This window comes from Agrobacterium sp. 16-2014-1-2a (assembly GCF_053522705.1).
Genome location: NZ_JBNWBX010000012.1, coordinates 1 through 15,182, shown reverse-complemented (window position 1 = coordinate 15,182; position 15,182 = coordinate 1). Strand labels below are relative to the sequence as shown.

Here is a 15,182-nt window from a genome sequence, read left to right as displayed (position 1 = left end):
TTTCCGCGCGCGAATATATGCGATATTTAAGCGCGCATGTTCACGCTCGACCGACCCGTCACCTTTTCGCAGGATATCAAGAAAAGCCGCTTCATTGCCTTTGCAGCACCTGTCACTGGCGAGGAGGATGCGAAAAGCTTCCTTGCGGCGCATTCTGACTTCGACGCAAACCACAATTGCTGGGCATGGCGAACCGGCCAGACCTATCGTTTCAGTGACGACGGCGAGCCTTCCGGCACGGCGGGAAAGCCAATCCTTCAGGCTATCGACGGTCAGGCCCTGGACAATGTCGCGGTCCTCGTCATCCGCTGGTTCGGCGGCATTCTGCTCGGCAGCGGCGGCCTCATGCGCGCCTATGGCGGCACGGCGGCGGCCTGCCTTCGGCTTGGCGAGACGTCACCGGTCATCGCCTATGTCAGCGCGACCTTGAGCTGCCCGTTCTCCGATCTGGCCCTGGTAAAATCGCGCCTCGCCGCCACGCAAAACCTGCGAGTGGAAAAGGAGGACTTCACCGGCACCGGCGCGGATATGCAGCTTTCGGTTCCCGTAGAGGAAGCCGAGCGTCTGACACGGCTCATCAGCGATCTGACCAGTGGCCGCGTCAATCTTCATATTCCGGACTAATCATATTGCGCGGTGGGCATCTGGCCCCATGCCCGATTTGTGCTAAGGAAGCGCAATGTCATCTGAGCTTTCCAACCCCGTCTATAATCCGCCGCTCGAACCGTGGCTCACTATCGTGCACCGGGATGACGATCTACTGGTGCTGGACAAGCCGAGCGGACTTCTTTCGGTGCCGGGACGCGATCCCGCGCTCTCCGACAGTCTTTTGACGCGCGTGCAGAAACAGTTTCCAAAAGCACTGATGATCAACCGGCTGGACAAGGATACATCAGGCATCGTGTTGATGTCCCTGAACCGCAAGGCGCACGCGACCGTCGCCGCCCAGTTCGAGAACCGCCAGACCCGCAAATCCTATGTTGCCGTCGTCTGGGGTGAAGTCGAGGGTGAAGAGGGCAAGGTGGACCTGCCACTTGCGATCGACCCCGAGAACAAGCCCCGCCACCGGGTGGACCACGACCATGGCAAGCCGGCGCAAAGCCTTTGGCGCGTGCTGGAAAGATTGCCGCTTCCCGCCACGAGGCTCGCACTTGCCCCTCTCACCGGCCGCACCCATCAATTGCGGGTGCATATGAAGGCTCTCGGCCACCCTATCCTTGGCGATGAATTTTATGCAGAAGGTGAAGCGCTCGCCGCCGCGCCGCGTCTTATGCTGCATGCCGAGGCGGTGGGCTTTCGTCACCCGGATGGCCGCGACGTCACCTATACCGTGCCCTGCCCCTTCTGAGGCCTGCGATGAAAGAACAAGACGAAAGCTTCGTGGTGGATTTTGTTGGCGGTGCGGTCGGTCACCGTTTCCGCTCCGGCGAGGGGCGCGGACAGGCTCTGCCGAAGGCCGCGGGCTTCACCAAAGGCCGCACGCCAAAAATCGTCGATGCTACGGCAGGGCTCGGGCGCGATGCCTTTCTGTTGGCGTCACTCGGAGCCGAAGTTACGCTGATAGAGCGTTCACCCGGTATGCACGCCCACCTTGCTGACGGCATTCGCCGCGCATTGGAGGCGGGTGGAGCCTATGCCGAGGCTGCCTCCCGCATGACGCTGCTGCAGGGCGATTCCCGGCTTCTGCTGAAAGAACTTTCACCGGAGGTGGTGATCGTTGACCCAATGCATCCGCCGCGCCACAACACGGCGCTGGTGAAAAAGGAGATGCGGGTGCTGCGGGAACTGGTGGGATCCGATCCCGATCAGGTAGAGCTTATGGAGGCTGCGCTTGAACATGCGACGAAGCGGGTGGTTCTAAAATGGCCTCTGCGCGCCGAACCTATGCCCGGCATTCGCAAGCCTTCGCACCAGATAACGGGAAAGAACACCCGATATGATGTTTTCATGATTTTCGGAAAATCTCTCGATCCGGAGGAATGATCAGCGGAAATTCGGCTTGCGCTGAGCGTTCATTAAAAGCTCGTGCCGGGATGCGAATTCTCCGAACAGCCTTCTCAACCGTGTCTCTTCGGCCTTGTCCAGCCGGTAACGGCGGCAAAACTCCGCAACATTGAGAATTGGCTTGGCTCTGTTCCCGTCTATGTTCTTGTTGTCGATGATCTGCATGGCGGCGCCCTCCGTGTAACCAGGGGGAAAACGTAGGCGTGGGCTTGCGGTTCCCTGTAAGTTTACATGGATGAAAAAAGAGGATGCCGCCCGTACACGGCCTCATCAAGTTTTCTTGAAACTATCGCAAGAAACGAATTCCTCCCCAAATGGTTCTCTGCCCGATGCAGACAAAGGAAGGGAGACCCATGTTCCGCAACAACCGATTTCTGAGTTCGACGATGCTATTCGCGCTGCTGGCCGTACCACTTGCCGGCGCCGCCCACGCACAGACCGCCCCGGCAGTCGAGACGAAACGGCCCAATGCGCCGGATCAGAAACCGGCTTTCGAGGGTCAGACCCGTGCGCCGCAAGCCGCCACTCAGCCGGATGTCGAAAAAACCGTCATTGCCGAGGGCCTACCGCATATCTGGTCGATGGAATTCCTGCCCGATGGCCGCATGATCGTAGCGGCCAAGGAAGGCGCAATGCACATCGTCGCAGACGGGAAAGCCAGCCCTGCCATCGCGGGCGTGCCGGAGGTGGCGTCCGACGGACAGGGCGGTCTGCTCGACATCGCGCTGGCTCCCGATTTCGAAACCTCCCGTAAAATCTTCTTCTCTTTTTCCGAGCCACGGGATGGCGGCAACGGCACCTCCGTCGCATCGGCCAAGTTGACCGAAGAGGGTGGAGCAGCAAAACTGGAAGACGTCTCGGTGATCTTCCGCCAGATGCCGACCTATGATGGTGATAAGCATTTCGGCTCCCGCCTGGTCTTCGGCCAGAACAACGAGCTCTACGTCACCGTCGGTGAACGTTCAGACGCAACGCCGCGTGTGCAGGCGCAGGACCTGTCGAGCGGGCTTGGCAAGGTCTTCCGCATTGATGCCGAAGGCAAGGCCTTCGAGGGCAACCCCTTCGCCGGCCAGCAGAACGCCCTCCCCGAGATATGGAGCTATGGCCACCGTAACCTCCAGTCGGCAGCACTGGATGGGCAGGGCAGGCTCTGGACAGTGGAACATGGCCCGAAAGGCGGCGATGAGATGAACCTGCCGAAGGCGGGCCTCAATTATGGCTGGCCGGTCATCACCTACGGTGTCGAATATAGCGGTCGGTCCGTTGGCGAAGGTGCCACCGCCAAGGAAGGCATGGAACAGCCGGTTTATTATTGGGACCCCGTCATCGGCCCGTCCGGCATGGCCTTTTACGACGCCGACCAGATTTCCGAGTGGAAGGGAGCCTTCATCGTAGGCGGTCTGGTGAGCCAGGGCCTCGTCATCCTGCACATTGACGGCGACAAGGTTGCGACGGAAAGCCGATTGCCGCTGGAAGCGCGCATTCGTGATGTGAAAGTGGGTCCGGATGGGGCCGTCTATGCCGTGACCGAAGAGCGCGGCGGCGGCAACTCGCAAATTTTGCGGATCGCCAAGGCCGGCTGAGAAAGTCATGACCGGAACAGCAGGCCGCCGGAACGAAGGCGGCCTGTTTCTCGTTTCCTGCAACCTTAAACCTGCCGGAAAAAACGATGCCACAACCGCCCACCCGCCTTCTTGCCAAAATCGGACTCGCCTATGTCAACGATCAGGAGCCGGGCATAGCCCGAGAAAGGCGCGGGCGCGGTTTCTGTTACCGGTTGCCGGGCGGCGAACTTCTGTCCGATAACGTGGAGTTGAAGCGCATCAAATCGCTCGGCGTCCCGCCTGCCTACAAAGATGTCTGGATATGCATCGACCCATCCGGGCATTTGCAGGCAACGGGCTTCGATGCGCGCGGGCGAAAGCAATATCGTTACCATCCCGACTGGCACGCATTGCGCGGTGAGACGAAGTTCTTTCAGCTGAAAAGCTTCGGCAAGGCGCTGCCCGCCATCCGGCGACGCGCGATGGCTGACATTGCAAAACAGGATCACGGTCAGGACATGACACTGGCGGCCCTGACGCTGCTTCTCGATGCCGCCTATCTGCGTGTCGGCAACCGTTCTTATCTCGAAACCAACGGTACCTATGGCGCAACCACATTGCTCAAGCGCCACGTGTCCTTCGGCGAGACAATCGAACTGCGCTTTGCAGCCAAGGGCGGGCAGAAGGTGAAGCGTCAATTGCGCCACCCGCGCCTCCAAAAAATCCTCGAGGAAATCGCCGATCTGCCCGGCAAGGAGCTGTTCGTCTGGCAGGACAGTGAAAACCAGGTTCACTCCGTCGATTCAAGCGATCTCAACGCCTATCTTTCCCGCGTCGGCGGACAAGGCATTTCCGCCAAGACTTTCCGTACCTGGGGCGGAACGCTTGCGGCCTTCTGTCATGCGATGGAACATGTGGCTGCGGGCGAAAAACCCAGCACCAAGGGTATGTGTCAGGCAGCGGCGACGGAACTGTCCAACACACCCGCCATTTGCCGCAAGAGCTACGTACATCCCGCCGTTCTCGATATAGCAACGGAGGAGAAGGCGCAGAAGAAGCTTGGCCGTATTCTGAAGGTGGGCGCAAAGCCGGTCTCGGGCCTTAGGGCCGATGAAAGACGTCTGCTTGCCTTCCTGCCGTGATAATCAGCGGCCAGTCGCCCATTCGCCCAATTCCCGCTCGGCCCTTTCGAGCGCGCTGTAATTCAACAGCTTGCGCAGGAAAGCGACGGTGACGGCGCGGGTTCGAAGATTATAACGGCCTTCCGCCTCGTCATCACCGGCCGCCTGATGGACGTTCAGCTTTTCGTAGAGGCTTTGAAGCCGGTTCTGCACGCTGCGCAACGAAAGGTTACGGCGGCGAGCAATCGCCTTGTCCGTCAGGCCCAGCGCAACATCAACAAGGATTTCATATTCGGAATCGGTGAAGCCATGCGCCTTGCCGAGGCTTTTTTCCTGTAGGCCGCGCACTTCCCTGTCGATCACGCATTGCGCCTCGATGAAGATGCTGCGCAACGCCAGCCGCAACCGGTCGTCAGATGCTGATTTCAGCACGTAGCCATAGGCAGCACCTTCGGGCACGATGCGGGAAACGCCGCGCACATAGGCCTCGTCGGAATAGTTGGACCAGAACAGGATCCGGGTGTCCGGCCGCTCCTTCCAGATGGTGCGCGCCGCCTCGATGCCGTTGCGTTCGTTCATCTGCAAATCCATGACGATATGGGCGGCGCGATTTTCCCGCGCCAGCTTTTCGCCGGTTCTGCCGTTTGCCGCCTCCAGCACCTTGTCACATTCCGGCAGGGCGGCTCTCACCGCCTCGTTCAGATAGGCGCGGTGTAGCGCATCGTCCTCAACGATCAGCACATCCATGTCATATTTCCTCCCGCCGGTCGAAAGCGCCTTCCGGCAACGTCACGGTAATGCGGGTTCCAGCGTCTTTGCCATTGCCACCAATATCGAATCTGGCTGAAATCAGCCGTGCCCGCGTTTTCATGTTGCCGATGCCTAGTCCACCAGAAACAGCCCCCTCGCCACGGCCGCTACCGTCATCGCTCACGGTCACCCGCAACCCGCCATCCGTCAACGACAGTGTCACCGAAATCGTTTCCGGCTGCGCGTGACGGATGGCGTTGTTGACCGCCTCCTGCACGATGCGGAACAGCGAGATGGCAACCGTCTTGTCGAGTGTCTCAACAAGCCCGTCCGTCTCGTCTGTAACCGACCAGTCGATAGAAGAGCCGCTGTCGCGCACGGAGCGATCCACATAGGTCTCGATGGCCTGCACGACGCCGAACAATTGCAGGATGGAGGGTTTCGCCTCCTCAATGATCTCGCGCAGATCCTGCATGCAGTGCTGCAGGCTGCGCACCACCGGTTCCAGCATCTCGCCCGACACGTCCGATGCGTGGCTCATCCGCTCGATGCGCCGTGCAAGCCGCGTCAGGTCCGCCAGCGTCTGGTCGTGCAAATCCATGCCGATCCGCTGCCGCTCGGCCTCCAGCGCTTCGGTCAATTGCAGGGCACCCAGCCGCAACCCCTCCTCGCGGGCATTGGCGCGCGCCTCCTCGATCGCAGACCGTTTGGCCTGTTCGGCGGCGCGGATGGCGTAAAAATAGGGCGCCAGCAAATCCGCAACCGCGCGGGCATTGGCGACATCCTCCATCGTATAGGCATCCGACTGGTGCGAGGAGCAACTGAGCGCACCGATAATGTCGCCATGCACCTTCATCGGCACGTGCAGGCGGCTATGCAGATCAAGCTCGATGATCGGGCTGGAAAATGCACCTTCGAAATGGAAGCGCGGATCGACGCAGGCATCGCCGCTCAAAAGATATTCCACCTCGCCCGAGAGCACGGAACGGATGGGACTGCCGGACAGAAGGGCGGGCGGCTGGCGGCTCCAGGCGCTTGCCAGACCGCTTTCATAGGCGATGTGAAATTTGTCATCCAGCTGCTTGATGCAGACATCCATGTGGACGTGAGGAATGATATGGGTGATTTCGGTAGCGACCGCCTGAATGATGGCGTTGAATTCGAGCTGCCCGGCGAGCAGCCGCGAAATGCCCATGTAGTGATGGAAAAGAGCGCTTTTTGGCGTATTCAATTGTTAGTAACCCTCCTCCGGTTATCTGAGTCCGATATCGCACCATTTCTGATCCACTATCGTGCAGAAACCGAAGCCACAATCAACATCAATAGCAGCGGTATTGTCACCCTTCCATCTGACCACATAAAAACACGCGCAATTGCAGTTGATGGAAAAACACCCACACCAGTCGGTATTTTTGATAAAAAAATCTATCCCGACCAGATCACCTATTATCAATCCGGCAATCTATTAAATTTCCGGTCGGTCAATCCGATTAGCAAAGCGACCATCGCATATTATGCGCGTGTCCCTGCCCTTACGTCGACCGCTAATAGCAACTGGTTGCTGACATATTATCCGTCCGTATATCTCTACGGCGTCCTGTCCCGATTATACAAATGGGCAAAGGATGCAGAGGCCGAAGCCGACGCCAAAGCCTCGATGATGGAGGCCATCAACGCGCTTCTCGAAGATCATAAGCAGGGAACGTCCGTCACCAATCCGATCCAGAGGGAGGTAACGCAGTGGTAATAGATATACCTTTACCGCACTGGCGACCTGACGCTGCGGACATCAGCAATCCCGGTTTGAAAACTGCGAATAATGTCGCGCCATCGATGGGTAATGCACAAGGAACGGTAACGTATTTGCCGTTAAAATCCGCTGCGCTATATGCATCAACCGCACTCGACACGCCCGCTCGTGGATTGATGATAGGAGCGGACAGCCTCGGTAATGCCCGCGTGTACTGCGGTACATCGGCGAGGTTAAATCTCTTCAATCCTGCGACCAACACTTGGCTGAATAAATCTCGTCCTGCTGGCTACACAACGACCGAGCAAGAGCGCTGGAATTCAATCCAATATTCCGCTTCGATTATCACGACAAACTACAGTGATAACATCCAGTACATTAATATGGATGACACCGGCAATTTTGCCGATTTAACGACACTCGTTCGCGCCCGGTATATCGTCTCCCATCGGGGCTTTGTCGTCGTCGCAAATACGATGGATGCTTTCGATGCTGCACAGCCGAGCCGTGTTAGATGGAGCGCCATTAATAATCCTTTCGACTGGTCATATTCGCAGGCCACACAGTCTGATTATCAGGACTTGCGAAACGTCGGCGCGGTGACCGGCCTCGTCGCAGATGAAGACATCTGGATATTTTGCGAGAACGCCATTGTGCGGCAGCACTATATCGGGACGCCGTGGATTTTCGAATTTTCGACGGTCGTTGAAGGTCGTGGTTGCTCTGTACCATCATCCATTATTACCGTTGATGGCATCACCTATTTTTACGCAGGCGACGGGTTTTATAGTTTTAAATCCGGGCAGATTGCACCGATTGGCGCAGGCAAGGTAGACCGTTATTTTAGCGATGATGCCGATACATCCGCTTGGCATTTGATGACTGTCGTCTCCGATCCAACGGAACCGTTGATCATATGGACTTACGCCTCAAAGTCAGCCACGAACTCGCAACCCGATAAGAGCATTATCTACAATTACGTGACCGGAGAATGGTCGCAAGCGGACGCTCGATCCGCGTATCTATATCAGTCACAATCTCAGCCGTGGACTATCGATGGACTCAATGCGTACGGCTCCATTGACAATGTACCAGCCTCCTTCGACTCCAACATTTGGGCAGGCGGGAACGAGATTGTCTGGGGCTTAGACGTATCTGGCAAGGTTTACACTCTGAGCGGTCCTGTAATGACCGCTGCCATCGAGACCGCTGAAATGCAGATCTCGGCAAGTCTTGAAGACGCCAAGCACGACCGCGCTACAATAACGGCTGTACGACCAGTCTATCAATCGGACGGCACGGCACAAATTACGATTGGCAGTAAGCAACTGCCAAATGAGGGACTCAATTGGGGTAGCGCCTACCCCACGACCGTCGCTACCGGTTACGCCTATGTCCGATCACAGGCACGCTACCATTCGATCCGCGTAACGGTGTCAGGCAATTGGGACAAAATCTCTGCCCTGCAAGTGGATGCAGTAGCTGCGGGAGGTCGCTGATGACGACCATTAATCCCATCAGCAATATCGATGATAAGAGCAATCTGCGCTCCATCATCAACCAGACGATACGACAGGTATCCGATGTTTCAGGATCAATTACTGTAGCCGCATCAGGCACCATAACGATTCAAAATCCTAAGATTTTCAGCGGAACCGTTATCGTTTTATCACCACGCAATGCAGCGGCATCCAGTGCAACATACTACGTATCATCAGTTTCGGAAGGTTCCGCGTCAGTTGTTGTAACCGGTTCTGGCGTATTTGATTATCAACTTTGCGGGGTGCGTTGATGATCCGCAGAGTCGATACGGCAGAAGACGCAATCGAAACCTACGGTAAATTCCGCGACAAAATCCTGCACGTGATTGATATCGCAAATGACGACACGACCGAAACAGAAATCCTGAAATTACTCGATAGTCGTGAAGCCGTGATGTGGGTCCACAACGAATCCATCGCGATAGTCCAGATCATTATCGATCTTACAGACGGCAGTCGATGGTGCCTTGTGCGCATCGCATCCGGCGATCTGTCAGACGTTTTAGTAGGACAATCCATAGTCGCTGAGTGGGCGAAATCCCACGGCGCTATCGGCATCTGTTTGATTGGGAGAAAGGGATGGATACGCGTTCTGGCTCCGCTCGGATTCTCTATAAATAATAATAAACAAGAAGGCAGGGTCTACCTGCTCACGAGATTTTTCGATGCAATCATCACCAAAAACGACGACGCAGACGACCCAGACTGAGCCTTGGTCTGGAGCAAAACCGTACCTACAATCGGTATACGCACAATACGATACGGCACTCCAGCAAGGCAAACCGCAGGTATGGCAAGGCCCAACCGTTGCCAATCAGTCAAGTGAGACGCTCCAAGCGCAGCAGATGGCGTCGAACGTTGCGAACAACGCCACCAACAATGCAATGTTGGGTAATGCCGCGACCGCGACAAACAACCTGATCCAGACCGGCGGGGCCAACCAGCAGGCCAATCAGACCTATAGCAATCTTATGGGCGGTCTTAATCTAGGTGCAGACCCATCGGCAGGCGGTCTGGCTTCGTTGATCGGTCAGGTGCAAAATGGCCAGAACCCGACCAATAATATCTACAGCAACATAGCCAACGGCAACAATCCCGGCGTGGGTGCATCACAGTCTGCACTTGGCGCAGCGCAGGGTGCCAACCCCACGGATGCGTTCCTTGCATCCACGGCATCCGGTGCGAACATCGGTAACAATCAGTATCTGCAGCAATCCATAGCCAATAATCAGCAATCCATCGCTGATATGTTGAAGAACAGCACCCTACCCACTCTCTCTGGACAAGCCGCAGCACTCGGACGCAATGGCTCTGGCGCGTTTGCAAGTCAGATTAATAGTGCAACCGATACCGCTGCCAATCAGATGAGCAAGGTAGCCACTGATATGTACGCCAACCAATACAACAACGACGTCAATTCGATGTTGCAGGCGAATAATCAGATGTCGACCAACTATAATCAAGGTGTCAATAATCAGATATCGGCAGCTAATAATCTCGGTAATTCATACGCGCAAAATGCAAATACGCAGATGGCGGGTGCACAAGGTCTCGGCAATAATTATCAGCAGTCGATCAGTAATCTGTCATCGCTACTCGGCCAGCAATCAAACGCATATAATCAGGGTGTCAGCAACAACCTGAACAATGCGAACCTTGCACTTAACGCGGCTAATGCTGGTACATCAGCAAGTCAGAACGCAGCAAATACGCAGCTACAAGCAGCACAAGGTGCCGGTAATATCTATCAAAATAGCCTGCTTCCGGCTGAAACAATCGGCCAGATTGGTGGCGCTAAGGATGCGTACAACCAGCAAATCCTAAACGGCCAGATTGCGCAGTGGGATGCACAGCAGCAAGGCCCGCTTATCCAGTTGAGCAATTTTGCGAACATCCTCAACGGCGGTGGATATAACAGTCAGTCCTCGCAAACGACACAACCCGGCAACTCTGCAATGTCTAATATTCTTGGACTTGGATCGTTATTCGCAGGTTTCTTATCGGATCGACGTACCAAGGAAAACATCATCCGTATAGGTAAAAGCCCGAATGGTTGGGAAATGTACTCCTACAATTACATCGGTGATGGCGAAATTTATGTCGGCCCGATGGCGCAGGAAATTGAAGAATTCAGACCTGACCTCGTCACTGAAATTGACGGCTACAAATGGGTCCACCCATCAGCGTTTGGCGATCTAAATAATAACAATAACAATGCGAGCATAAATTAATGGCATCAGTATGGGACTGGCTAAGCGACCGTGCCGACCGGACTTTTAACGGCAACATCTCAGCCGACGAACGCAGAAAACGAGAGCGAGAAGAAGCCGAAGCCGCTGAACGTCAGCGATTGATCGAAGCGCAACGCTTGGCCGATCTCGAAGCACAACAGGCCGGTTATATCGATGATGCATATGCTGCAGATCAATATCGCAAGCAGCAGGATCAGGCACGAACGAACACCGCTTCCGCTATCGAAATAGGTCGCCAGAACGTCGCTGCAGGTCCTTCATCTACGCAATATCGAACCGAACCAGCGCCATATGTGGCGGATAAGAAGGCACGTCTTACGTCCGATCCCTTTCTGGTCGTGGAGGATGAGCAGGTTGATCCTACCCCGTCGCCTATGGCTTACGTCCTGACTGGCGAGACCTATACCGACCCGTCGCAAGCGCCTGCTGCAGCAAAACCTGAATCCAAATCGAATGCGTTTTGGGATTTCCTAGGTTTACAGGATCAAGAGGATCGCAAGCGTTGGAGCAACGGTATGTTGCGCGCCGGTGGCGCTATCCTTGGCGCAGGTACACCGGATTGGGCCGAAGCCCTCGGAAAAGGTGTTGGGGCCTATGCCAAGGCGGGCGATGATTATGATAAGGCGGCGCAGGACCGCACTCTAATCGATCAGAAACGACGTGCGAATGAAATCGCACTTGCTGAAGGCGAGAAGTCGAAGTCGGTACAGGCCCAAATCGCCCGCATCTATCAGGATGCCGGTCCTAATGGTCTGTCATCTACACAAAAACAGCAAGTTGCCAGCCTTTACGCAGGTATTGGTGAATTCAAGGCAGCACAAGAACTGCTCGGCACAAACGTTAAACCAGTCAATTATCAAAAAGGCGAAACATATTATTCGCCTGAAGGTGCGCTGTATACGCAGGTATTCGATCCCGCGACCGGTCGTACAGCAATGCTTGATACATCAGGTAATGTTGTGACCGATCAGTCCGTCATTAATACGCTTCGTATTGATGACAAGAAGCGAGCCGGTGGCGCAGGTGGAATGCCCGAGCTAACAAAGGGCGAGGAGAAGCGCGACGAGGAATTCGGCAAAAATTACGAAACAACTGCGAACGATTATAACCGTAATCAGGTTCAAATTGCGCAGCTTGATGAAACAATCCGAATCCTTGAGACGACACCGAATGCATCCGGCAACATCGTCCTCGAAAACGCTCCTGCTTTCCTAAAACCTTACATCAACACTGACGGTACAATCGCCCGAGAAAAGACCTATGAAGTTGTGCAGGGTACGTTGCGTCAGGTTCTTGGTGCACAGTTTACCGAACGGGAGGGCGAAATGATTATGGCCCGCGCATTTAATCCGAATTTGCCGGTTGATGAGAACGTCAAGCGCGTTAGAGCACTTGCAGAAATGCTCAAATCGAACAGTCAGCAAAACATCAATAAACTTAATTATTTCGATCAGAACGGGACATTAAAGGGTTTCCGAGGAAACTATCTATCGGCTGACGATATTTCGAATAACGTATTTGGCGACAACGGCAATCGCCCTCAATCCAATATGCCGTTATCCAGACAGCGCCAACTTCCTGCGCATCTAAGGCCTAGGGGGTAATCGGTTATGGCGATAGCGAAGAACCAAAACGCACAATATGCGTATAATTATCTAAAACAAAAACACGGATATTCCGACGCGCAGGCAGCAGGTATCGTCGGTAATTTGATGCAGGAATCCAGTCTTAATACAGGCGCACGTAATCGTGGCGATGGACGAGACGGGTCGGACAGTATCGGTATCGGCCAGTGGAATCAGGATCGCGCAGTTAATTTACATAGATTTGCCAAAGCAAGTGATCGTGATGTGTACAGTCTGGATACGCAACTTGATTTCATACATCACGAGTTAAATGGCGCAGAGAAGCGATCAGGTGATTTACTTCGCAACGCGACGGATATCCCTTCGGCCACACGCGCAATGATTTCCTACGAGCGCCCGCAAGATTTTAAATGGGAAAACCCCACGGCTGGCCACGGATATAACAATCGCGAACGATATGCAGCCGATGCCGCACGTACATTTGGTGGCGATGATGGAGCACAGATAGTTGCTTCGTACAAACCGGCAAACACAAACACGGCAACGCAGCTACAAGCAACAACCACTCCTGCTCCTACTGATCCAAATATCGACCCGCGTATGCTCGACAAAGACGGCGATGAACTAACGGGTATTGCAGGTTTTGGACGTGGTATTCGCAACGGTATTGATGATGCCATTGGCGTCACCACCGACAAGGACGGTACGCGCCAGTTATGGGGATTCGATCTCGATGGCAAAGATAGCATCGTGGATGGTTTGGCCGGATTTACTCAAGCATTTGCTGCAGGCGAGAAAACGCCGACCGTCGCGCCTCTACAAGGTGGCCGCACAGGTGGATCAGCGCCGGTTGAGATCCAGTTTGCCAGCAGCCTTGTAAATAATGATGACGACGATCCACGCAAGCGCCGTGGCGGAATGGCAGGTTTTGGCGGATTTACGCGCCGAGCATAATTCGAGATTTAAGATGGCCGATAATAAGAAGAAAAAAGAAATTAAATCGGTGATGTTTGACGACACGCCTGCTCCACAAAATAGCACATTGGCCGACGCCGATAGACAACTACTGATCGACCAGGGTCTCAATCCCGATGATTACGAGTATGTGCCGGGATATGATCCAGCAAGCGCCGCATCAGTATCGCCTTGGACAAAACAAGAAGGTGATGTCGTCTATTACGACGACCAAACACCCATCAATGTTTCGGATGTAGAGTTAGAGGTACCGACCTCGGTGCGCTTCGAAATCGGCGCATTATCGAAACCAGAAGACCGCCTGACAGCCCTTCGCAAATATTATCCTGATGCGCAGCCGGTTGGCACTGATCAGTTCGTTATGCGCGACCCGGAGACCGACAGGGCAATGGTTTTCAATGTTAAATCTTGGATACCTTCTTGGGGTGATGTAGGCGATGCCGCACCTGAGATCGTCGGTACGGCTGGTGCAATCGGTGGCGGTATTCTTGGTGGTGTCGCAGGCGCAGGTGCTGGATCAGTTGTACCGGTTGTCGGGACCACCACAGGCGCGCTTGCAGCCGGAGCAGCTGGTGCCGGCACCGGATATGCTGCAGGTCGCGACATATACCAACGCGGCGCAAATTTGATTTTCGGAAATGAAGATACACGAACCGCTGGCGAGCAGGTAATCGATGCCGCTCAGGATTTTGGCATCGGTGCAACCGGTGAATTAGGCGGCACCATTGTCGGTGGTGCAGTAGCACGCGGTATAGGCAAGGCTGTTGATGCCGTACGCCCATCGAGATTGATTGGTGGTTTAACGCCTGCTGACGACGCAGCCAAGGCAGCACAACGCCTGCAATCATTTGGTGATATCGGTATTCAGCCAACCCCCGGAATGATTGGTGGTCCAGTCGCTGCAACCAGAGAGCAATCCCGTCTGTCCGGCAACTCCGTAATGTCTAATCGCGTTGGCGAGATCTACGATGATGTAAGCAAGCGTTTTGATGATGTGATCGACCGCACCACTGGTGGCCGCAATCTATCTGCAGCCGAGGCTGGTGACGCAATCCAGCAGCGCGCACAGGATTTCAAATCCATCGTAAAAGGCCGACAGAATGAACTTTATGACGATGTAGGTCGACTAACCCAAGGGATCGGCGCAGAGGCCCCGAACACCACGCAATTTCTGAAAAACACCAAGGAAGAATATAAACAACTCGGCCAGTCAGCCAAAATGAATGCCGGATCGGCCTACGAGACGACGATAAAACAAGCCGAGGCAATCCTCTCGGACGTTCAAGCGGGTGCTTCATTTGATACGTTAAAGCAGGCCAGAACGGCTATTGGTGATATTGCCTTCGATAGAAATCTCCCCACGAGAGAGGGTCAACTCTATCGCAATCTCTACAAGTCTTTGACCGACGATATGACTGCAACCGCTGAAAAAGGTGGTGAGGATGTCATTCAGGCAATGCGCAAGGCCAACAACTTTACGACCCGCACCAAAAATCCCGGCAATCTTGTCAGTCAAAACATTCCTGACGAAATCCTTCGAAAGCAGGTTCCCGAAGCCGCCTGACCTGCCACTGAACTTTCATCCAGTGGCGATTAGAGCCCCGGTGGTTTTGAATACGCCAAGTGGCGCGGTGTGAGCAACCGGCGGAAACGCGAAGC

16 protein-coding genes are annotated in these 15,182 nt (G+C 54.9%); 13 read left to right on the top strand and 3 right to left on the bottom strand.

Annotation, left to right across the window (positions count from 1 at the left end):
* Positions 1-36: 36 nt before the first annotated feature.
* From ACQZ45_RS24890 to ACQZ45_RS24880, 3 genes are read left to right on the top strand one after another with little or no spacing between them, the layout of a single operon-like run.
* On the top strand, positions 37-624 hold the full coding sequence (locus ACQZ45_RS24890; RefSeq protein WP_019566553.1) for an IMPACT family protein: 588 nt from the start codon (positions 37-39) through the stop codon (positions 622-624).
* Positions 625-679: 55 nt separating this feature from the next.
* Positions 680-1,348 (top strand): pseudouridine synthase, encoded by a 669-nt coding sequence (locus ACQZ45_RS24885; RefSeq protein WP_004431711.1) that lies wholly within the window; start codon positions 680-682, stop codon positions 1,346-1,348.
* Positions 1,349-1,356: 8 nt separating this feature from the next.
* A complete protein-coding gene (locus ACQZ45_RS24880; protein WP_013762047.1) occupies positions 1,357-1,983 on the top strand; it encodes a class I SAM-dependent methyltransferase in 627 nt (208 codons plus the stop codon).
* Here the strand turns inward: ACQZ45_RS24880 and ACQZ45_RS24875 are convergent, their stop codons facing one another.
* On the bottom strand, positions 1,984-2,169 hold the full coding sequence (locus tag ACQZ45_RS24875) for a hypothetical protein (RefSeq protein WP_004431706.1): 186 nt from the start codon (positions 2,167-2,169) through the stop codon (positions 1,984-1,986).
* Between the two features lie 188 nt (positions 2,170-2,357).
* Between ACQZ45_RS24875 and ACQZ45_RS24870 the strand changes: the two genes are divergently transcribed.
* Together ACQZ45_RS24870 and ACQZ45_RS24865 are read left to right on the top strand one after the other, a co-directional pair.
* A complete protein-coding gene (locus ACQZ45_RS24870; RefSeq protein ID WP_013762046.1) occupies positions 2,358-3,587 on the top strand; it encodes a PQQ-dependent sugar dehydrogenase in 1,230 nt (409 codons plus the stop codon).
* A gap of 86 nt (positions 3,588-3,673) precedes the next feature.
* The gene (locus ACQZ45_RS24865) at positions 3,674-4,690 is read left to right on the top strand and encodes a DNA topoisomerase IB (protein ID WP_448742586.1); all 1,017 of its coding nucleotides are present in this window, start codon (positions 3,674-3,676) and stop codon (positions 4,688-4,690) included.
* A 3-nt stretch (positions 4,691-4,693) separates the two neighbouring features.
* Here the strand turns inward: ACQZ45_RS24865 and ACQZ45_RS24860 are convergent, their stop codons facing one another.
* Positions 4,694-5,416: a response regulator transcription factor gene (locus ACQZ45_RS24860; RefSeq protein WP_004431697.1), complete on the bottom strand. Its 723-nt coding sequence runs from the start codon at positions 5,414-5,416 to the stop codon at positions 4,694-4,696.
* A 1-nt stretch (position 5,417) separates the two neighbouring features.
* Positions 5,418-6,614 (bottom strand): ATP-binding protein, encoded by a 1,197-nt coding sequence (locus ACQZ45_RS24855; RefSeq protein WP_448742592.1) that lies wholly within the window; start codon positions 6,612-6,614, stop codon positions 5,418-5,420.
* Between the two features lie 6 nt (positions 6,615-6,620).
* Here ACQZ45_RS24855 and ACQZ45_RS24850 point away from each other — a divergent pair, with 6 nt between their 5' ends.
* From ACQZ45_RS24850 to ACQZ45_RS24815, 8 genes are read left to right on the top strand one after another with little or no spacing between them, the layout of a single operon-like run.
* Positions 6,621-7,166 carry a phage adaptor protein gene (locus ACQZ45_RS24850; RefSeq protein ID WP_448742591.1) on the top strand — a complete coding sequence of 182 codons (546 nt, stop codon included), beginning with the start codon at positions 6,621-6,623 and terminating at the stop codon, positions 7,164-7,166.
* Entirely contained in the window at positions 7,160-8,668 is a 1,509-nt protein-coding gene (locus ACQZ45_RS24845; RefSeq protein WP_448742585.1) for a hypothetical protein, read from the top strand. The genes ACQZ45_RS24850 and ACQZ45_RS24845 overlap by 7 nt, the downstream gene beginning before the upstream one ends.
* Positions 8,668-8,961, top strand: coding sequence for a hypothetical protein (locus tag ACQZ45_RS24840; RefSeq protein WP_448742584.1), 294 nt, complete (start codon positions 8,668-8,670; stop codon positions 8,959-8,961). The genes ACQZ45_RS24845 and ACQZ45_RS24840 overlap by 1 nt, the downstream gene beginning before the upstream one ends.
* Positions 8,961-9,419 carry a hypothetical protein gene (locus ACQZ45_RS24835; RefSeq protein WP_448742583.1) on the top strand — a complete coding sequence of 153 codons (459 nt, stop codon included), beginning with the start codon at positions 8,961-8,963 and terminating at the stop codon, positions 9,417-9,419. The genes ACQZ45_RS24840 and ACQZ45_RS24835 overlap by 1 nt, the downstream gene beginning before the upstream one ends.
* A complete protein-coding gene (locus ACQZ45_RS24830; RefSeq protein WP_448742582.1) occupies positions 9,376-10,941 on the top strand; it encodes a tail fiber domain-containing protein in 1,566 nt (521 codons plus the stop codon). The genes ACQZ45_RS24835 and ACQZ45_RS24830 overlap by 44 nt, the downstream gene beginning before the upstream one ends.
* A complete protein-coding gene (locus tag ACQZ45_RS24825) occupies positions 10,941-12,566 on the top strand; it encodes a hypothetical protein (protein WP_448742581.1) in 1,626 nt (541 codons plus the stop codon). Before ACQZ45_RS24830 ends, ACQZ45_RS24825 begins: the two co-directional genes overlap by 1 nt.
* 6 nt (positions 12,567-12,572) lie before the next feature.
* Positions 12,573-13,502, top strand: a complete 930-nt coding sequence (locus ACQZ45_RS24820) for a phage tail tip lysozyme (protein ID WP_448742580.1) — start codon at positions 12,573-12,575, stop codon at positions 13,500-13,502.
* Positions 13,432-15,087, top strand: coding sequence for a hypothetical protein (locus ACQZ45_RS24815; RefSeq protein WP_448742579.1), 1,656 nt, complete (start codon positions 13,432-13,434; stop codon positions 15,085-15,087). The genes ACQZ45_RS24820 and ACQZ45_RS24815 overlap by 71 nt, the downstream gene beginning before the upstream one ends.
* Positions 15,088-15,182: the final 95 nt, after the last annotated feature.